Raw genomic sequence first — 16,415 nt, 5'->3', positions numbered from 1 at the left:
ATTGTGGCAACGATCATTGCGCCGGTCGCGGACCGTCCACGCCCGAGAGGTAATCCGATGAGTCGACTGCTGGGTGTCGCCGTCGTCGCGGCCGGCACGGCGCTGGTGGTCGCTGGATGCACGAATCTCCTTAGTGGCAAACCGATTTCGGTGTTCAACGACCCATTTCAAGTGGCTGGCATTCCTGCCACCGGCGGCCCGACCGGCTTGCGCCCCGACGCCAAGGGCCCCACCCGTGCGGTCGAGGACACCGACGGCGGCAGGGACGACCAGTTGGCCGCGCAGTCCGTCACCGACATTGAAGAGTTCTGGAACGACGCGTTCACCGATCCTTTGCCGGGCAAGTTCATCCCGATCAAGAAGGTCGTCTCCTGGGACGCCAAGGGCTACAGCGGCATTGATTTCTGCCGTGAGGACACCACCGGCCTCGTCAACGCCGCGTTCTGCGTCACCGACGACACGATCGGATGGGATCGCGGCGAGCTGCTGCCCGATCTGCGAAGCCAGTTCGGTGACATGGCCATCACGATGGTTCTGGCGCACGAATACGGCCATGCCATCCAGAAGATGGCCAAGCTCGTCGACGACAACACGCCCACGCTGGTCGCTGAGCAACAGGCCGACTGCTTCGCCGGGGTGTACTTGCGCTGGGTGGCCGAGGGCAATTCACCGCGGTTCACACTCAGCACCGGCGACGGGCTGAACAACTTACTGGCGGCCATGATCTCCTTCCACGACCCGCTGCTGAACGAAAACGATCCGGAGAGGGGTGTAAATGGACATGGTTCGGCGTTCGAACGGGTCTCGGCGTTTCAATTAGGATTCACCGACGGCGTGCACCCGTGTGCAGCGATCGACGAGAAGGAGATCACCCAACGTCGCGGCGACCTGCCCGCGGCGCTGCAGCAGAAACAATCCGGCGAACTGCCCGTCACCGAGACGTCGGTGAAGTCGGTGATCGAAGCGCTCAACATCCTCTTCAAACCAAAGAACTCGCCGAAACTGAGCTTCGACGAGCGGTCCTGCCCGCAGGTCCAGTCGAGCCCAGCGGTGTCGTATTGCCCGGCCAACAATACGATCTCGGTGAACCTGCCCGAGTTGCAGAAGATGGGCGAGCAAGTCGAAACCGACCGCAACACCGGATTGATGTTCGGCGACAACACCGCGTACTCCGTGCTCACGTCACGGTACATGTTGGCCATTCAGAACGAGCACGGTGGCCTGGTCCTCAATGACGCCGAGGCGGCCCTGCGCACGGCGTGCCTGACCGGTGTGGCGACGACGAAGCTGTCCGAGGAGGTCACCACCTCCGACGGCCACCCGATCGCGTTGACCGCCGGAGACCTCGATGAAGCCGTTTCGGGCGTGCTGACCAATGGTCTGGCGGCCAGTGACGTCAACGGTGAGTCGGTCCCTTCGGGCTTTTCACGGATCGACGCATTCCGCACCGGTGTGCTCGGCGATCAGGACCGCTGCATCAAGCGCTACCCATGATCGTCACACCGCTTTCGTCACATCAAGCCAACGTGACCAGGCCCAACTCATTGTCGCCCGACAACAGGGAATGGTGCGGTAACACCCGCACCGTGTAGCCGACCGATCCGGCTACCGGCAGCGGCGTCGTCGCAGCGAACACGTGATTGCCGTCTGTCGATCCGCTGTGCGTCATCGGCACCAAAACCGGGCTGATCAGCCCGTCTGCAGCGTCCACCCGCCCGAGCACCGCCTGCACCGCCACCTCGTCGGGCCGCAGTCCCGCGAGCTGCACGGTGGCGGTCAACGTGAGCTCCGAGCCGAGCAGCGGTGTGTCCGGCAGCCCGGTGCTGTCCACCTCGGTGATCTGCAGCTTCGGCCACGCCTCGACAACGCGCTGTCGATAGGCCGCCAGTTGGTGGGCGGCGCCGAACCGCTCGCCGTCGACGGCGGCAGCGGTACGGCGCAAAGATTGCGCGGCCGGCGCGTAGTACTTCTCGGTGTACTCGCGGACCATCCGCGACGCCAGCACCTTGGGCCCCAGCATGATCAGGGTGTGCCGCACCATCTCGATCCATCGCTGCGGGACACCGCTCTCGTCGCGTTCGTAGAACGTCGGCGCGACAGACTGCTCCAACAGGTCATACAGCGCGCTGGCCTCGAGATCGTCGCGTCGCTGCTCGTCGGCCACACCGTCGGCGGTCGGTATCTCCCAGCCGTTTTCGCGGTCGTACCACTCGTCCCACCAGCCATCCCGAATGGACAGGTTCAGGCCGCCGTTCAGCGCGCTCTTCATTCCTGACGTGCCGCAGGCCTCCAACGGCCGCAGCGGATTGTTCAGCCAAACGTCACAACCCCAATACAGCACGCGGGCCATCGACATGTCGTAGTCGGGCAGAAACGCGATCCGATGCCGCACCTCGGGCTGGTCGGCGAACCGAACCACCTGCTGGATCAGTGCCTTACCGCCGTCGTCAGCAGGATGCGACTTGCCCGCCACGATCATCTGAATCGGCCGGTTCGTGTCGAGCAGCAGCCGCCGCAGACGATCCGGGTCACGCAGCATCAACGTCAGCCGCTTGTACGTCGGCACCCGGCGGGCGAATCCGATCGTCAGCACGTTGGGATCGAATGCCGTTGCGGTCCAGCCTAATTGGGCCTCCGAGGCGCCACGCTCCAGGCAAGACCGGCGCAGCCGGCGCCGCACATCGGCGATGAGCGCTTCGCGCAGCTGGGAGCGGATCCACCACAGGTGTCCGCGATCGACCTGCTTCAGCCGCTCCCACACCGCCGGCTCACTGGGTGAGTCAGCGCCGATCAGTTCACGGCCCAGCTCGAGCCACTCCGGCGCCGCCCACGTCGGCGCATGCACGCCATTGGTGATGGAGCCGATCGGCACCTCGATGGGATCGAATCCCGGCCACAACTCGTTGAACATCGCCCGGCTGACGCGGCCGTGCAGCCGGGATACGCCGTTGGCCCGCTGCGCCAGCCGCAGCCCCATGTGCGCCATGTTGAACTTCGAGGGGTCATCCTCAGCGCCTAGCCCGACAATCCGGTCCACCGGCACGCCCGGAAGCAGCACCGACTTGCGGTCGCGGTCCTTGCCGCCGAAATAGTGTCGCACCATCTCGACCGGGAAGCGGTCGATCCCGGCCGACACCGGCGTGTGGGTGGTGAACACGGTGCTGGATCGGACCACGGTCAGCGCAGTATCGAAATCGAGGCCCTCGTCGGTGCTCAGTTCGCGGATGCGCTCCAGTCCGAGGAAGCCCGCGTGTCCCTCGTTCATGTGGAAGACCTCCGGCGCGGGCAGCCCTTCCCCGGCGGTGAACGCCCGGATCGCGCGCACGCCGCCGACACCGGCAAGGATCTCCTGCTTGATGCGGTGGTCCTGGTCGCCGCCGTAGAGCCGATCCGTCACATTCCGTAGATCGTGTTCGTTCTCCGGAACGTCAGAGTCCAACAGCAACAATGGGACTCGACCAACCTGCGCTATCCAGACCCGCGCATACAGCTCGTATTCCGGCATCGTCAGCGCGACCAGCTTCGGCGTGCCGGTGCCGTCGCAGAGCAGGCGCAGCGGCAGTCCCTGCGGATCAATCGAAGGATAAGTTTCGTGCTGCCAACCGTCGGCGGTCAACGACTGACGGAAGTAGCCCGATCGGTAGTACAGGCCCACCCCGATCAGCGGCAATCCCAGGTCCGAAGCGGACTTCAGGTGGTCGCCGGCCAGAATGCCCAACCCGCCGGAATAGTTCGGCAAGACCTCTGATACGCCGAATTCCATAGAGAAGTAAGCGATTCCGGTCGGCAGCTCGATGCCGGCCCGGGCCCGGTCCTGATACCATCGCGGCTGGGTCAGATAGTTGTTGAGGTCATCGGCGAGCCGGTCTAGCCGCTCCAGAAACCTCTCGTCGACAGCCAGGTCGTCCAGTCGCTTGGGGCTTACCGCGCCGAGCAGCGCCACCGGATCTTCGCCAGTCTGCTGCCAGAGCTCCTGATCGATTGCGGCAAAAAGATCCTGTGTCGGCTTGTCCCACGACCACCGCAGGTTCACCGACAGCTGCTCGAGCGCGGCCAGCCGGTCCGGAAGATGCGCGCGGACTGTGAAACGACGGAGAGCCTTCACGCATGTCTACCTTACGCAGAATCCATGTCGCCGCCCGGCGGGCAAGCGTTTCACTTGAACCCCTCGGTTCGTTCCGGCGGGTGTCGCTTGATGCCCGTCCATTGGCCGCGAAGTGTGCCCGGACACTACGGTGGGTATTGGGCGATGAACGGTCAACGACACGGATCAGGACACCGCGCGGCCCCAGGTGCCGCGCCGTAGAACGGAGTGCAGGGTGCCCGGTCGAATCGCTATCGACGGCGTGCAGCCCGTCGTTTCCGGCGGCAGATACCCTGCCAAGGCCGTGATCGGGGAGATCATCCCGGTGCGCGCCACGGTGTGGCGGGAAGGCCACGACGCCGTCGCCGCGACGCTTGTGGTCCGGTATCTCGGGCCCCACTATCCGCAGCTCAGCACCACGCCACTCACGCAGGACGCACAGGTCGCAACGGCAGCGGCCGCCACGACCCGGATCAAGCCGCTGCTGCTTCCGATGTCGGTGGGCGAAACCCCCGACGTGTTCCACGGTGTGTTCAGCCCCGACAGCGTCGGCCTGTGGACATTTCGCGTGGACGGCTGGGGCGACCCGATCAGCACGTGGCGGCGCGCCATCACCACGAAGCTGGACGCCGGCCAGGGCGAGGCCGAGCTGTCCAACGACTTGGAACTCGGCGCACGGCTGTTTCAGCGTGCCGCGATGGGTGTTCCACGCAAGCTGCGCGACCCACTGCTCGAGGCCGCCGCGGCGTTGCACAGGCGCGGTGATCCGTTCGCGCGGGTCGCCGCCGCCTCGACGAACGAAATCACTGAGTTGCTGTCGCAGTTCCCGCTGCGCGAAATGCTCACCCGCGGCGAGCAGTATGGCGTGTGGGTGGATCGCCCACGCGCCCGCTTCGGCTCTTGGTACGAGATGTTTCCGCGCTCGACCGGCGGCTGGGACGGCAAGGGCAATCCGGTCCACGGCACCTTTGCCACCGCCATCGACGCGTTGCCGCGCATCGCCCGAATGGGGTTCGATGTGGTCTACCTTCCGCCGATCCATCCCATCGGCAAGGTGCACCGCAAGGGCCGCAACAACTCGGTGACCGCAGCACCCGACGACGTCGGGTCGCCGTGGGCCATCGGCAGCGACGAGGGCGGCCACGACGCCGTCCACCCCGCCCTCGGCACGATCGAGGACTTCGACAAGTTCGTCGCCGCGGCCGGCGAGATCGGCCTTGAAGTGGCGCTCGACCTGGCTTTGCAGTGCGCGCCCGACCATCCGTGGGCCCGGCAGCATCGCCACTGGTTCACCGAGTTGCCGGACGGGACCATCGCCTACGCCGAGAATCCACCCAAGAAGTACCAGGACATCTATCCGCTGAACTTCGACAACGATCCCGCCGGGCTGTACCAGGAAGTCCTGCGTGTGGTGCTGCACTGGGTCAACCACGGCGTGAAGATCTTCCGCGTCGACAACCCGCACACCAAGCCACCCAACTTCTGGGAGTGGCTGATCGAGCAGGTGAAGCTCGTCGACGCCGACGTGCTCTTCCTGTCCGAGGCCTTCACCCGGCCGGCCCGGCTGTACGGGCTGGCCAAGCTGGGCTTCACGCAGTCGTATACGTACTTCACCTGGCGCACCGGCAAGTCGGAGCTGATCGAGTTCGGGCAGCAGATCGCCGCGCACGCCGACTACGCGCGGCCGAACCTGTTCGTCAACACCCCGGACATCCTGCACGAGACGTTGCAACGCGGCGGCCCGGGGATGTTCGCGATCCGCGCGGTGCTGGCCTCGACGATGAGCCCGTCGTGGGGTGTGTATTCCGGTTACGAGTTGTTCGAACACTGGCCGGTGCGCGAGGGCAGCGAGGAGTACCTGAACTCCGAGAAGTACGAGCTGAAGCCACGCGACTTCGAGGGCGCGCTGAAGCGGGGTCGGTCTCTGGAGCCGTTCCTCACCCGACTCAACGAAATCCGCCGTGTGCACCCCGCGCTGCGCGAACTGCGCACGATCCGGTTCCATCAGATCTCCAACGAGGCGCTGCTGGCCTACAGCAAGTTCGACCCGGTGACCGGCGACGCGGTGCTGGTCGTCGTGACGCTGAACCCGTTCGGGGCGGAAGAAGCGACGCTTTCCTTGGATCTGCCGGCGCTGGGCAGGGAATGGTACGACCGATTCTGGGTGCGCGATGAGGTCACCGGAGAGGAATACGAGTGGGGTCAGAATAACTATGTGCGACTCGAGCCGGCCAAGGCCGTCGCACATATCCTCAATCTGCCCCTGGTTCCCGAAGAGTCGCGATTAACGCTATTGCGCAGGGAGTGACAAGAAGATGACTCGACCCGATCAGCTGACCAGCAGGAATCTGGCACCAGGGCGCGCCGACCTGGACCGGCTGTTGGCCGGCGAACATCACAATCCGCATGCCGTCCTCGGGGCGCACGAATACGGCGAACACACCGTCATTCGAGCGTATCGCCCGCACGCCGTCGAGGTGGCCGCACTGGTCGGCGACGATCGATACCCGTTCACCCATATTGAGTCCGGACTGTTCGCGGTCGCGCTGCCGTTCACCAACCTCGTCGATTACCGGCTGCGGATCACCTATCAGGGCGCCGGCGGATCGCTGGATGTGCATACCGTCGCCGACGGCTACCGCTTCCTGCCCACACTCGGCGAGATGGATCTGCACCTGTTCGCCGAGGGGCGTCACGAACGGCTTTGGGAAATCATGGGCGCCCATCCGCGCTCGTTCACCACGCCCGATGGCGAGGTGCACGGGGTCTCGTTTGCCGTGTGGGCGCCGAATGCCAAGGGCGTCAGTCTGATTGGTGAGTTCAACCACTGGGACGGCAACGAAGCTCAGCTTCGGGTGCTGGGTTCCTCGGGCGTGTGGGAGTTGTTCTGGCCGGGCTTCCCCGACGACGGGCTGTACAAGTTCCGGGTGCACGGCGCCGACGGCGTGGTGACCGATCGTGCCGACCCGTTCGCGTACGCGACCGAGGTACCCCCGCAGACCGCGTCTCGGGTGACCACAAGCAGCTTCGAGTGGCGCGACGACGAGTGGATGCAGCGGCGAGCGCGGCAGAACCCGGTGTTCGAGCCGATGAGCACCTACGAGGTGCATCTGGGCTCGTGGCGGCCGGGGCTCAGCTATCGTCAACTGGCCAGCGAGCTCACCGAATACGTGGTGTCGCAAGGCTTTACACATGTGGAGCTGCTTCCGGTGGCCGAGCATCCGTTCGGCGGCTCGTGGGGGTATCAGGTGACGTCGTATTACGCGCCGACGTCGCGGTTCGGCACACCCGATGACTTCCGCGCAGTGGTCGACGTGCTGCACCAGGCCGGCGTCGGCATCATCATCGACTGGGTGCCCGCGCACTTCCCCAAGGACGCTTGGGCGCTGGGGCGCTTCGACGGAACGCCGCTCTACGAACATTCCGACCCGCACCGCGGCGAGCAGCTGGACTGGGGCACCTACGTATTCGACTTCGGTCGGCCGGAGGTCCGTAACTTCCTGGTCGCCAACGCGCTGTACTGGCTGGAGGAGTTCCACGTCGACGGGCTGCGCGTGGACGCGGTGGCTTCCATGCTCTACCTGGACTATTCGCGTCCGCAGGGCGGCTGGACGCCGAACATTCACGGTGGCCGCGAGAACCTCGAGGCGGTGCAGTTCCTGCAGGAGATGAACGCGACCGTGCACAAGGTGGCGCCGGGGATCGTGACCGTCGCCGAGGAGTCCACATCATGGCCGGGTGTGACGCGGCCAACTAACCTTGGCGGCCTTGGCTTCTCGATGAAGTGGAACATGGGCTGGATGCACGACACGCTCGACTACATCAGCCACGACCCGGTGCACCGCAGCTACCACCACCACGAGATGACGTTCTCCATGCTGTATGCGTTCAGCGAGAACTTCGTGCTGCCGCTGAGTCACGACGAGGTCGTGCACGGCAAGGGCACGTTGTGGGGCCGCATGCCGGGCAACGACCACATGAAGGCCGCCGGGCTGCGCAGCCTGCTCGCCTACCAGTGGGCTCATCCCGGCAAGCAGCTGTTGTTCATGGGTCAGGAATTCGGCCAACGCGCCGAATGGTCCGAAGAACGCGGGGTGGACTGGTTCCAGCTCGACGAGAACAACTTCTCCAACGGCATCCTGCGAATGGTTCACGACCTCAACGAGGTGTACCGCAGCCGCCCGGCGCTGTGGACCCGCGATACCAGCCCCGAGGGCTACTCGTGGATCGACGCCAACGACTCGGCCAATAACGTGTTGAGCTTCCTGCGCTTCGGCAGCGACGGGTCGATGCTGGCGTGCGTGTTCAACTTCGCCGGCACCGAGCACACCCGCTACCGGCTCGGCCTGCCGCGCTCCGGGCGCTGGCGTGAGCTGCTCAACACCGACGCCGACATCTACAACGGCTCCGGAATCGGCAATTATGGAGCCATCGACGCCACCGACGAACCGTGGCACGGCCGGGCTGCGTCGGCGGTGATGGTGCTACCACCGCTGTCGGCGCTCTGGCTCGAGCCGGAGTAGCTGACGCCGGGGCACTGCACGTCCGCAAGGCGTACTAGTACAACGCGTTGGCAAGATTGCGCCGGCCCGCGATGACTGCCGGATCGGCGGGCTCGAACAGGTCGAAAAGTTCGATTAGCCGAGTGCGAACCCTTGTCCGCTCGTCACCCGACGTGCGGCGGATCAGCGAGATCAGCCGGTCGAAGGCGGCATCCACCTGCTGCTGCAGGATCTGGACATCGGCGGCGGCGAACGCGGCGTCAATGTCGTCGGGCGCCGCGTCGGCGACGCGCGTCGCATCCGGCCGCTGTGAGGTCGCCCGCTGCAAGAACCTGATCTGTCGAACCGCGCCCTTGGCCTCGGGGTGGTCGGGATCGTTGTCGAGGATCGCCTGGTAGGCGCCGAGCGCGGCGTCAAAGTTGCCCGTTTCGAGCAGCTCACGAGCCTTCGCAACGCCGGGGTCGACCTGTGCCGGCTCGGAATCGGCTGCGTCCCCGAGCTTGCCGGCCGTCGCCGACACCAGCGAGTCGAGCCATCGGCGCAACTGCTCGGGCGGCTGCATGCCTTGGAAACTCGAGATCGGCTGCCCGGCGGCCAACGCCACGACGGTGGGCACCGCCTGCACACCGAAGATCTGGGCCACTCTCGGCACGACGTCCACGTTGACGGTGGCCAGCGACCACTTACCGTCGCCGGCCGACGCCATCTCACCCAGGGCGTCGGCCAGCTGGACCGACACGTCGCTGCGCGGCGACCACAGCACCACCACGACGGGTACCTCGTTGGACTTGACGAGTACCTCGGCCTCGAAATTGGCCTCGGTGAGCTCGACGCCGGCCTGCGGCCCACCGGCGTTCTCACCTTGGGCCGCACGCTGCTTGAGCGCGGACAAATCGACGGCGCCCGCCATGGCGGGCGCGATGGGCGGACGCGGACGAGTCACATCGTCAAGTTTGTCACGCGGTGCTGGGTGCGGTGGCGGCCGCCTGGGTCACGGTCCGCGCCGCAGGCGACCCGCTCGATCCGCCGCTATGAGGAAGATCACACTGCACAGCGGCACCATGCTGGCCAGCAAACCCAGCAGCCATTGGCAATCAGCCCGCGCGAAGAATCAGCGCGTCGCCCTGGCCGCCGGCGCCGCACAAGGCCGCAACCCCGTAACCCGAGCGGCGTCGCGCCAGTTCGAGCGCGGCGTGCAGCGTGATTCGCGCACCGGACATGCCGATGGGGTGGCCGACCGCAATCGCGCCGCCGTTCACATTGACGAGCTCCGGGTCGATGCCCAGCTCGCGGGTCGAGGCCAGTGCGACCGCGGCGAACGCTTCGTTGATCTCAACGACGTCGAGCTGGTCGACCGTGATTCCCTGGCGCGCAGCGGCCTTCTTGATCGCGTTGGCGGGCTGACTCTGCAGGGTCGAATCCGGGCCGGCGACCACGCCGTGCGCGCCGATCTCGACCAGCCAGCTAAGACCGAGATCTTTGGCCTTGGCCTTGTTCATCACCACCACGGCGGCGGCGCCGTCGGAAATCTGCGATGACGAGCCCGCGGTGATCGTGCCGTCGGGCCGGAACGCCGGCTTTAGCCCGGCCAACGACTCCGCGGTGGTGTTGGCGCGGATGCCCTCGTCCTCGGTGAACTCGATGGGATCACCCTTGCGCTGCGGGATCTCGACCGGGACCACCTCGTCGGCGAAGATGCCGTCCTTCCAAGCCGCGGCCGCCTTTTGATGCGAGCGCGCGGCAAACTCGTCCTGCTCCTCACGGGTGAACTGGTCGACGGCGTTGCGCTGTTCGGTCAGCGCGCCCATCGGCTGGTCGGTGAACACGTCGTACAGGCCGTCGTAGGCCATGTGGTCGAGAACCGTGACATCGCCGTACTTGTAGCCCGCCCGGCTACCCATCAGTAGGTGCGGCGCGGCCGTCATCGATTCCTGGCCCCCCGCAACCACAACGTCGAACTCTCCCGCGCGAATCAGCTGGTCAGCCAGTGCGATGGCGTCGATGCCGGACAAACACATCTTGTTGACGGTCAGCGCCGGCACGTCCCATCCGATGCCCGCCTTGACCGCCGCCTGGCGGGCGGGCATCTGGCCGGCGCCCGCCGTCAGCACCTGGCCCATGATCACGTACTCCACCAGCGACGCCGGTACCTTGGCCTTCTCCAGCGCCCCCCCGATCGCGATCGCACCCAGGTCGCTGCCCGAAAAATCCTTCAGCGAACCCATCAGTTTGCCGATCGGCGTACGCGCTCCAGCAACGATGACCGAGGTCGTCATGAATACCTCCACACACTGTCCGGATGGGTCTGGCGTTCGACCGGAGAAGCAGAATCTTTCCCATCAGGTTACCGTTGCGTTATGTCTACCGAGCAGGTTGATGCCCGTCGCTCCCTCGCTAGTGCGCTGGTGACGGCCATCGACCACGTCGGCATCGCGGTTCGGGACATGGATGCGGCAATCACCTGGTATCACGATCACCTCGGGATGATCGTGCTGCACGAGGAGGTCAACAAGGACCAGGGCATCCGGGAGGCGATGCTGTCGGTGCGCGGCGCACCGGTGGGCAGTGCCCAGGTTCAGCTGATGGCGCCTATCGATGACTCATCGGTAATCGCGAAGTTCCTCGATAAGCGCGGGCCCGGTATCCAGCAGTTGGCGTACCGCGTGTCCGACCTCGACGAGCTGACCGATCGGCTTGAGCAACAGGGTGTCCGGGTGCTGTACGACGCGCCTCGGCGCGGCACCGCGGATTCCCGCATCAACTTCATCCATCCCAAGGACGCCGGCGGCGTGCTCATCGAGCTTGTCGAGCCGCCGCCCCAACACTGATCCGCTAAGACCAGCGCCGCGTCGGGCTGCGCGTTGCGCGGTGCGTCCAGCATGTGGTGTGCCAGTGCCGTCGGTCGGCCGTGCTCGGATCCGCAGCGTCCGCCGGCCAAACCACGAGATGAGCAGTGCCGGAACGAATTTCATGATCGCAGCCCGGGCAACGATAAGTCTTGACAGCGCGCGACGCTGGCACCGGCCGTACTTCGTACTCGTAACCGTCTGGGCCTGTTTCGATGCGGCGTTGGGTGGGCAACGGGGGTAGCGACGGTCGCCGCCGGGAGGGGGGCTCGCGCCGAGGCATCAGAACAACCTGTATTCGTCGCTGTCCATGCCACGCATCTGGTCATAATCCAGAGTGATGCAACGGATTCCCCGGTCGGCCGCCAGTGTGCGGGCCTGAGGTTTAATCTGCTGGGCGGCGAAAACGCCACTGACCGGAGCCAGCAGGCTGTCGCGGTTGAGCAGCTCCAGATAGCGGGTGAGTTGCTCGACGCCGTCGATCTCGCCGCGGCGCTTGATCTCGACCGCCACCGAGCGGCCCTGCTCGTCGCGGCACAACAGGTCGACGGGCCCGATCGCGGTCATGTACTCGCGGCGAACCAATGTGTAACCGGAACCGAGTAACTCAACGTGCTCGGCAAGCAGCTGTTGCAGATGTGCCTCGACGCCGTCCTTGACCAGACCCGGGTCCACGCCCAAGTCGTGGCTTGAGTCGTGCTCCAGCGCCTCGATCGTGATGCGTAGCTGCTCACCGGCCTTGTTCTGCACGACCCACACCGGGAGCAGGCCGCCGTTTTCCTCGGTGAGCCAACACGGCGGGCTCATCCAGTTCAGCGGCTTGTAGGCACGGTCATCGGCGTGCACGCTGACCGATCCGTCGGCCTTGATCAGCAGCAGCCTGCGCGCCGACGGCAGATGAGCGGTGAGTCGTCCCAGATAGTCCACCGTGCATTGGGCGATCACAAGGCGCACTCGTCCACTTTATGGCGAAGCCCACGATTAGGCTCAACGCCACCATGGTTGCCAGCAAGTCGATCGCACAACGGCTCGGCACGTTCCTCGAGAAGGTGACCCGGCAGAGCGGGAGGTTACCGGAGACGCCGGATTTCGGCTCCTGGCTGCTGGGGCGGGTCGGCGAGAGCCAGCAGCGCCGCCGCGTACGCATCCAGATCATCCTGACCACTTTCGTCCTTACTGCGAACCTGATCGGGATAGCCGTCGCGCTGCTGCTCGTGGGGGTCGCTTTCCCGGTGCCGAGCATCTTCACCGACGCGCCGCGCTGGCTGACGTTCGGTGTCTCGCCCGCCTACATCCTGGTGGCGTTGATAGTCGGCATCTTCTGGGCCACTGGTCGCACCGTCAGGGCACTGCGCTGGGCGATCGAGGAAAGGCCGCCCACTCGCGAGGATCAGCGCAACACGTTTCTGGCGCCGTGGCACATGGCGAAGATCCACCTCGTTCTCTGGGGCATCGGAACCGCATTGCTGACGACGCTGTATGGGTTGGTGAACACCGTTTTCATCCCGCGGTACCTGTTCGCCCTCGGGTTCAGCGGCATTGTCGTCGCTACGATCTGCTATCTGTTCACCGAGTTCGCGCTGCGACCGGTGGCGGCTCAGGCGCTCGAAGCCGGCCGCCCACCACGCCGACTGGCCCACGGAATCATGGGCCGGACGATGATCGTGTGGCTGCTCGGGTTCTTGCCCGTGGTCGGGATCGTGCTCACTGCTCTGTTTGCGTTGTCACTGCGGAATCTGTCCGAAACCCAATTCGCGGTTGCCGTAATCATTTTGGGTGTGGTGGCACTTGTCGTCGGGTTCCTGTTGATGTGGCTGGTGGCATGGCTTACTGCGACGCCGGTGCGGGTGGTGCGCATCGCGTTGAAGCGGGTCGAAGAGGGCGACCTCGACTGCAACCTCGTGGTGTTCGACGGTACCGAATTGGGCGAGCTGCAGCGTGGATTCAACGCGATGGTGAACGGGTTGCGTGAGCGGGAGCGGCTACGCGATCTGTTCGGTCGCCATGTCGGTCGTGAAGTCGCGCAGGCCGCCGAGCGGCAGGAGCTGGATCTTGGTGGCGAAGTGCGCCATGCCGCAATTCTTTTCGTTGACATCATCGGTTCGACGGAGTTGGTGGCCAGCAAGCCGCCCATCGAGGTTGTCGGACTGCTGAACCGGTTCTTCGGAGTGGTCTTCGACGAGGTGGACCGGCACCACGGGCTGCTGAACAAATTCGAAGGCGATGCGACGCTGGCGGTATTTGGCGCACCGGTCAGGCTCGACAGGCCCGAGGATCATGCCCTCGCCGCCGCCCGCGGGATCGCACGTCGAATACGCGAAGAGGTGCCGGAATGTCCTGCCGGTATCGGAGTGGCCGCGGGTGACGTGGTCGCGGGCAACGTCGGGGCGAAGGAACGCTTCGAGTACACGGTCATCGGCGACCCGGTCAACGAGGCGGCCCGGCTCTGCGAACTGGCGAAAGCCAAGCCGCAACGGCTGCTGGCGTCTGCCGCCGCCGTCGAGGACGCAGGTGACCGCGAGCGCCGCTGTTGGGAGTTGGACGGCGAGGTGGTGTTGCGGGGCCGCGATCGGCCAACGCGGCTGGCCGTGCCGAAGTCCGGCTAGCGCACGACGATGTCGATTTTCCGCCAGTCTTGTCGGTGGGCTCGTGTAATCGTCGAAGTGTGCATGAGGACTTCGACCGCTGCTATCGCGCGTTCCAATCCAGGGACGCCAGGTTCGACGGATGGTTTGTCACCGCGGTCCTGACCACGAAGATCTACTGTCGACCCAGCTGCCCGGCGCGGTCGCCTTTTGCCCGCAACATCCGCTTTTATCCCACCGCCGCGGCCGCCCAGCGGGCCGGATTCCGGCCCTGTAAGCGATGCCGCCCGGATGCCTCGCCCGGCTCGCCGGAATGGAACGTGCGTGGTGACCTGGTTGCCCGTGCGATGCGGCTGATTGCCGACGGCGTCGTGGACCGCGAGGGCGTGCCGGGTTTGGCCGCCCGGGTTGGCTACACCACCCGCCAGCTTCAGCGGCTGCTACAGGCGGAGGTCGGCGCCAACCCGCTCGCACTGGCCCGCGCGCAACGAATCCAATCCGCCCGCATCCTCATCGAGACCACCGATGTGCCGTTCGCCGATGTCGCGTTCGCGGCCGGCTTTTCGAGCATTCGTCAGTTCAACGACACCGTTCGCGAGGTCTGTGACACCACACCCAGCGCACTGCGGAGGCGCGCCGCGGCGCATGCCAACCCGCAGGTCGGTGCCGGCACACTTTCACTGCGGCTCGCCGTGCGGGCACCGTTCGCCTATGAGGGCCTGTTCGGCCATCTGGCGGCAGGTGCCGTACCCGGCATTGAGGAAGTGCGTGACGGCGCTTACCGCCGCACCCTTCGGCTGCATTGGGGCAATGCGATCGTCAGCCTGGCGCCTGCACCCGACCACGTGGGTTGTCTGCTGACGCTGGACGACCTTAGGGATCTGTCCACCGCGATCGCGCGCTGTCGGCGGCTGCTGGACCTGGACGCCGATCCGCAGGCGGTGGTCGACGCCCTCGGTGCCGACTCCGATCTGACTGCGCTGGTCGCGAAAGCGCCGGGCCAACGCATTCCGCGCACGGTCGACGAATCCGAGCTCGCGGTGCGGGCCGTGATCGCGCAGCAGGTGTCGATGAAAGCCGCTCGCACACACGTAAATCGGATCGTCACCGCGTATGGCGAGCCGATTGCCGACGCCCGCGGCGGTCTGACCCATGTCTTTCCCGCCGTTGCTCAGCTTGCCGATCTGGACTGGGCGCACCTGGCGATGCCGGCATCGCGACAGCGAACGGTGAGCGCGCTGGTGCGCGCACTCGGCGACGGCAGCGTCGAGCTCGGACCGGGCTGCGATTGGACTCGGGCCCGCCGGCAGCTGTCCGTGCTTCCGGGAATTGGACCGTGGACGGCCGAAGTGGTCGCGATGCGTGGGCTTGGTGACCCGGATGCCTTTCCCGCGACCGACGGCGGCCTTAGCGCGGCGGCCAAGCAGCTGGGCTTGCCGACAGACCCCAAAGCCCTGACCGAACGCAGCGCCCGCTGGCGGCCGTGGCGGTCGTACGCCGCCCAGTACCTGTGGACGGCCCTCGATCATCCAGTGAACCACTGGCCACCGAAGGAGACAGCGTGATCATGATTCGTTATCGAACGACGGACAGCCCCGTCGGCACATTGACGTTAGCCGGGCCGGCTAACACCTTGCGTCACTTGCGGATGGAGGACCAGACCTACGAGCCCGATCGTGCCAATTGGGAACGCGACGACGCCGCTTTCGCGGACGCTGTGGAGCAGCTCAACGCTTACTTCGCCGGCGAGCGAACACGTTTCGACCTCGACATGGAACTGGTCGGCACAACATTCGAACGCCGGGTCTGGGCGGCATTGCAGACAATTCCGTATGGTGAAACAAGGTCCTACGGAGAAATCGCTGAACAGATCGGCGCACCCGGGGCCTTCCGCGCCGTGGGCCGGGCCAATGGGCGAAACCCGATCGGAATAATCGTGCCGTGCCACCGCGTGATCGGAGCCAACGGGGGCCTCACCGGTTACGGCGGCGGTCTGGATAGAAAACGCGCGCTACTCGACTTGGAGAAAAACCGTATTTCAGCGAATTTGACGCTTTTCGACTGAGGCGCTGATAAAAAGCACCCCCGGTGGTGTGCCGGGGGTGTTTTTGTGTGTGTTCGGCGGTGTCCTACTTTTCCACCCGGGTGGGTAGTATCATCGGCGCTGGCCGGCTTAGCTTCCGGGTTCGGGATGGGTCCGGGCGTTTCCCTGCCGCTATGGCCGCCGTAACTTTGTTGGTTGTTCTTTTGTGTTTGTTTTTTGTGTTTCTTTTTTTGTGTTTTGTGGTGGGTGTGTTTGGTGGTGGGGTGTGGGTTGGTGTGGTGTGGTGGCGGCTGGTTGGTGTGTGGGTAAGTTTTCGGCCGGTTAGTGCCAGTTCCCTAAGCGCATTGCTGCGTG

At 65.4% G+C, this 16,415-nt stretch carries 13 protein-coding genes and 1 rRNA gene; 8 read left to right on the top strand and 6 right to left on the bottom strand.

Annotated elements, in window-relative coordinates:
* Positions 1 to 57 precede the first annotated feature (57 nt).
* On the top strand, positions 58 to 1,494 hold the full coding sequence (locus VE759_RS21655) for a neutral zinc metallopeptidase (RefSeq protein WP_324936264.1): 1,437 nt from the start codon (positions 58 to 60) through the stop codon (positions 1,492 to 1,494).
* A gap of 22 nt (positions 1,495 to 1,516) precedes the next feature.
* Here the strand turns inward: VE759_RS21655 and glgP are convergent, their stop codons facing one another.
* Positions 1,517 to 4,105 carry an alpha-glucan family phosphorylase gene (glgP, locus tag VE759_RS21650; protein ID WP_324936262.1) on the bottom strand — a complete coding sequence of 863 codons (2,589 nt, stop codon included), beginning with the start codon at positions 4,103 to 4,105 and terminating at the stop codon, positions 1,517 to 1,519.
* A 214-nt stretch (positions 4,106 to 4,319) separates the two neighbouring features.
* Here glgP and VE759_RS21645 point away from each other — a divergent pair, with 214 nt between their 5' ends.
* Together VE759_RS21645 and glgB are read left to right on the top strand one after the other, a co-directional pair.
* Entirely contained in the window at positions 4,320 to 6,392 is a 2,073-nt protein-coding gene (locus tag VE759_RS21645) for an alpha-1,4-glucan--maltose-1-phosphate maltosyltransferase (RefSeq protein WP_324936260.1), read from the top strand.
* Between the two features lie 7 nt (positions 6,393 to 6,399).
* Positions 6,400 to 8,607, top strand: a complete 2,208-nt coding sequence (gene glgB / locus VE759_RS21640; protein ID WP_324936258.1) for a 1,4-alpha-glucan branching protein GlgB — start codon at positions 6,400 to 6,402, stop codon at positions 8,605 to 8,607.
* 34 nt (positions 8,608 to 8,641) lie between these two features.
* Here the strand turns inward: glgB and VE759_RS21635 are convergent, their stop codons facing one another.
* Together VE759_RS21635 and VE759_RS21625 are read right to left on the bottom strand one after the other, a co-directional pair.
* On the bottom strand, positions 8,642 to 9,529 hold the full coding sequence (locus VE759_RS21635; RefSeq protein WP_324936256.1) for a tetratricopeptide repeat protein: 888 nt from the start codon (positions 9,527 to 9,529) through the stop codon (positions 8,642 to 8,644).
* A 151-nt stretch (positions 9,530 to 9,680) separates the two neighbouring features.
* Entirely contained in the window at positions 9,681 to 10,862 is a 1,182-nt protein-coding gene (locus VE759_RS21625; RefSeq protein ID WP_324936254.1) for an acetyl-CoA C-acetyltransferase, read from the bottom strand.
* A gap of 81 nt (positions 10,863 to 10,943) precedes the next feature.
* Here VE759_RS21625 and mce point away from each other — a divergent pair, with 81 nt between their 5' ends.
* On the top strand, positions 10,944 to 11,414 hold the full coding sequence (gene mce, locus VE759_RS21620; protein WP_324936252.1) for a methylmalonyl-CoA epimerase: 471 nt from the start codon (positions 10,944 to 10,946) through the stop codon (positions 11,412 to 11,414).
* Positions 11,415 to 11,418: 4 nt separating this feature from the next.
* On the opposite strand, the gene VE759_RS21615 is transcribed toward mce, so the two are convergent.
* On the bottom strand, positions 11,419 to 11,715 hold the full coding sequence (locus tag VE759_RS21615) for a hypothetical protein (protein ID WP_324936250.1): 297 nt from the start codon (positions 11,713 to 11,715) through the stop codon (positions 11,419 to 11,421).
* On the bottom strand, positions 11,715 to 12,386 hold the full coding sequence (gene nucS / locus VE759_RS21610) for an endonuclease NucS (protein WP_324936248.1): 672 nt from the start codon (positions 12,384 to 12,386) through the stop codon (positions 11,715 to 11,717). The genes VE759_RS21615 and nucS overlap by 1 nt, the downstream gene beginning before the upstream one ends.
* A gap of 44 nt (positions 12,387 to 12,430) precedes the next feature.
* On the opposite strand from nucS, the gene VE759_RS21605 reads away from it, so the two are divergent.
* From VE759_RS21605 to VE759_RS21595, 3 genes are read left to right on the top strand one after another with little or no spacing between them, the layout of a single operon-like run.
* Positions 12,431 to 14,038: an adenylate/guanylate cyclase domain-containing protein gene (locus VE759_RS21605; RefSeq protein WP_324936319.1), complete on the top strand. Its 1,608-nt coding sequence runs from the start codon at positions 12,431 to 12,433 to the stop codon at positions 14,036 to 14,038.
* A 59-nt stretch (positions 14,039 to 14,097) separates the two neighbouring features.
* Positions 14,098 to 15,582, top strand: a complete 1,485-nt coding sequence (locus VE759_RS21600) for a DNA-3-methyladenine glycosylase 2 family protein (protein WP_324936246.1) — start codon at positions 14,098 to 14,100, stop codon at positions 15,580 to 15,582.
* Between the two features lie 2 nt (positions 15,583 to 15,584).
* Positions 15,585 to 16,082 carry a methylated-DNA--[protein]-cysteine S-methyltransferase gene (locus VE759_RS21595; RefSeq protein ID WP_324936244.1) on the top strand — a complete coding sequence of 166 codons (498 nt, stop codon included), beginning with the start codon at positions 15,585 to 15,587 and terminating at the stop codon, positions 16,080 to 16,082.
* A 51-nt stretch (positions 16,083 to 16,133) separates the two neighbouring features.
* Here VE759_RS21595 and rrf read toward each other — a convergent pair.
* A 5S ribosomal RNA gene (rrf, locus tag VE759_RS21590) occupies positions 16,134 to 16,246 on the bottom strand.
* Here rrf and VE759_RS21585 point away from each other — a divergent pair.
* Positions 16,235 to 16,415 (top strand): hypothetical protein (locus VE759_RS21585; RefSeq protein ID WP_324936242.1); only part of this gene is annotated, 181 nt, incomplete at its 3' end. The two genes, rrf and VE759_RS21585, sit on opposite strands and share 12 nt — an antisense overlap.

Origin of the sequence: Mycobacterium sp., assembly GCF_035640695.1 — a bacterium.
In the GTDB taxonomy this organism is placed as follows: Bacteria; Actinomycetota; Actinomycetes; order Mycobacteriales; family Mycobacteriaceae; genus Mycobacterium.
The sequence above is the reverse complement of the archived record's forward strand: the minus strand, read 5'-3'. Positions and strand labels throughout refer to the sequence as shown.

Coding starts and splice junctions, on each gene's coding strand:
- VE759_RS21615 (WP_324936250.1), bottom strand. CDS start 11,715: ATGCCTCGGCGCGAGCCCCCCTCCCGGCGGCGACCGTCGCTACCCCCG.
- VE759_RS21605 (WP_324936319.1), top strand. CDS start 12,431: ATGGTTGCCAGCAAGTCGATCGCACAACGGCTCGGCACGTTCCTCGAG.
- VE759_RS21595 (WP_324936244.1), top strand. CDS start 15,585: ATGATTCGTTATCGAACGACGGACAGCCCCGTCGGCACATTGACGTTA.
- VE759_RS21655 (WP_324936264.1), top strand. CDS start 58: ATGAGTCGACTGCTGGGTGTCGCCGTCGTCGCGGCCGGCACGGCGCTG.
- mce (WP_324936252.1), top strand. CDS start 10,944: ATGTCTACCGAGCAGGTTGATGCCCGTCGCTCCCTCGCTAGTGCGCTG.
- VE759_RS21625 (WP_324936254.1), bottom strand. CDS start 10,862: ATGACGACCTCGGTCATCGTTGCTGGAGCGCGTACGCCGATCGGCAAA.
- glgB (WP_324936258.1), top strand. CDS start 6,400: ATGACTCGACCCGATCAGCTGACCAGCAGGAATCTGGCACCAGGGCGC.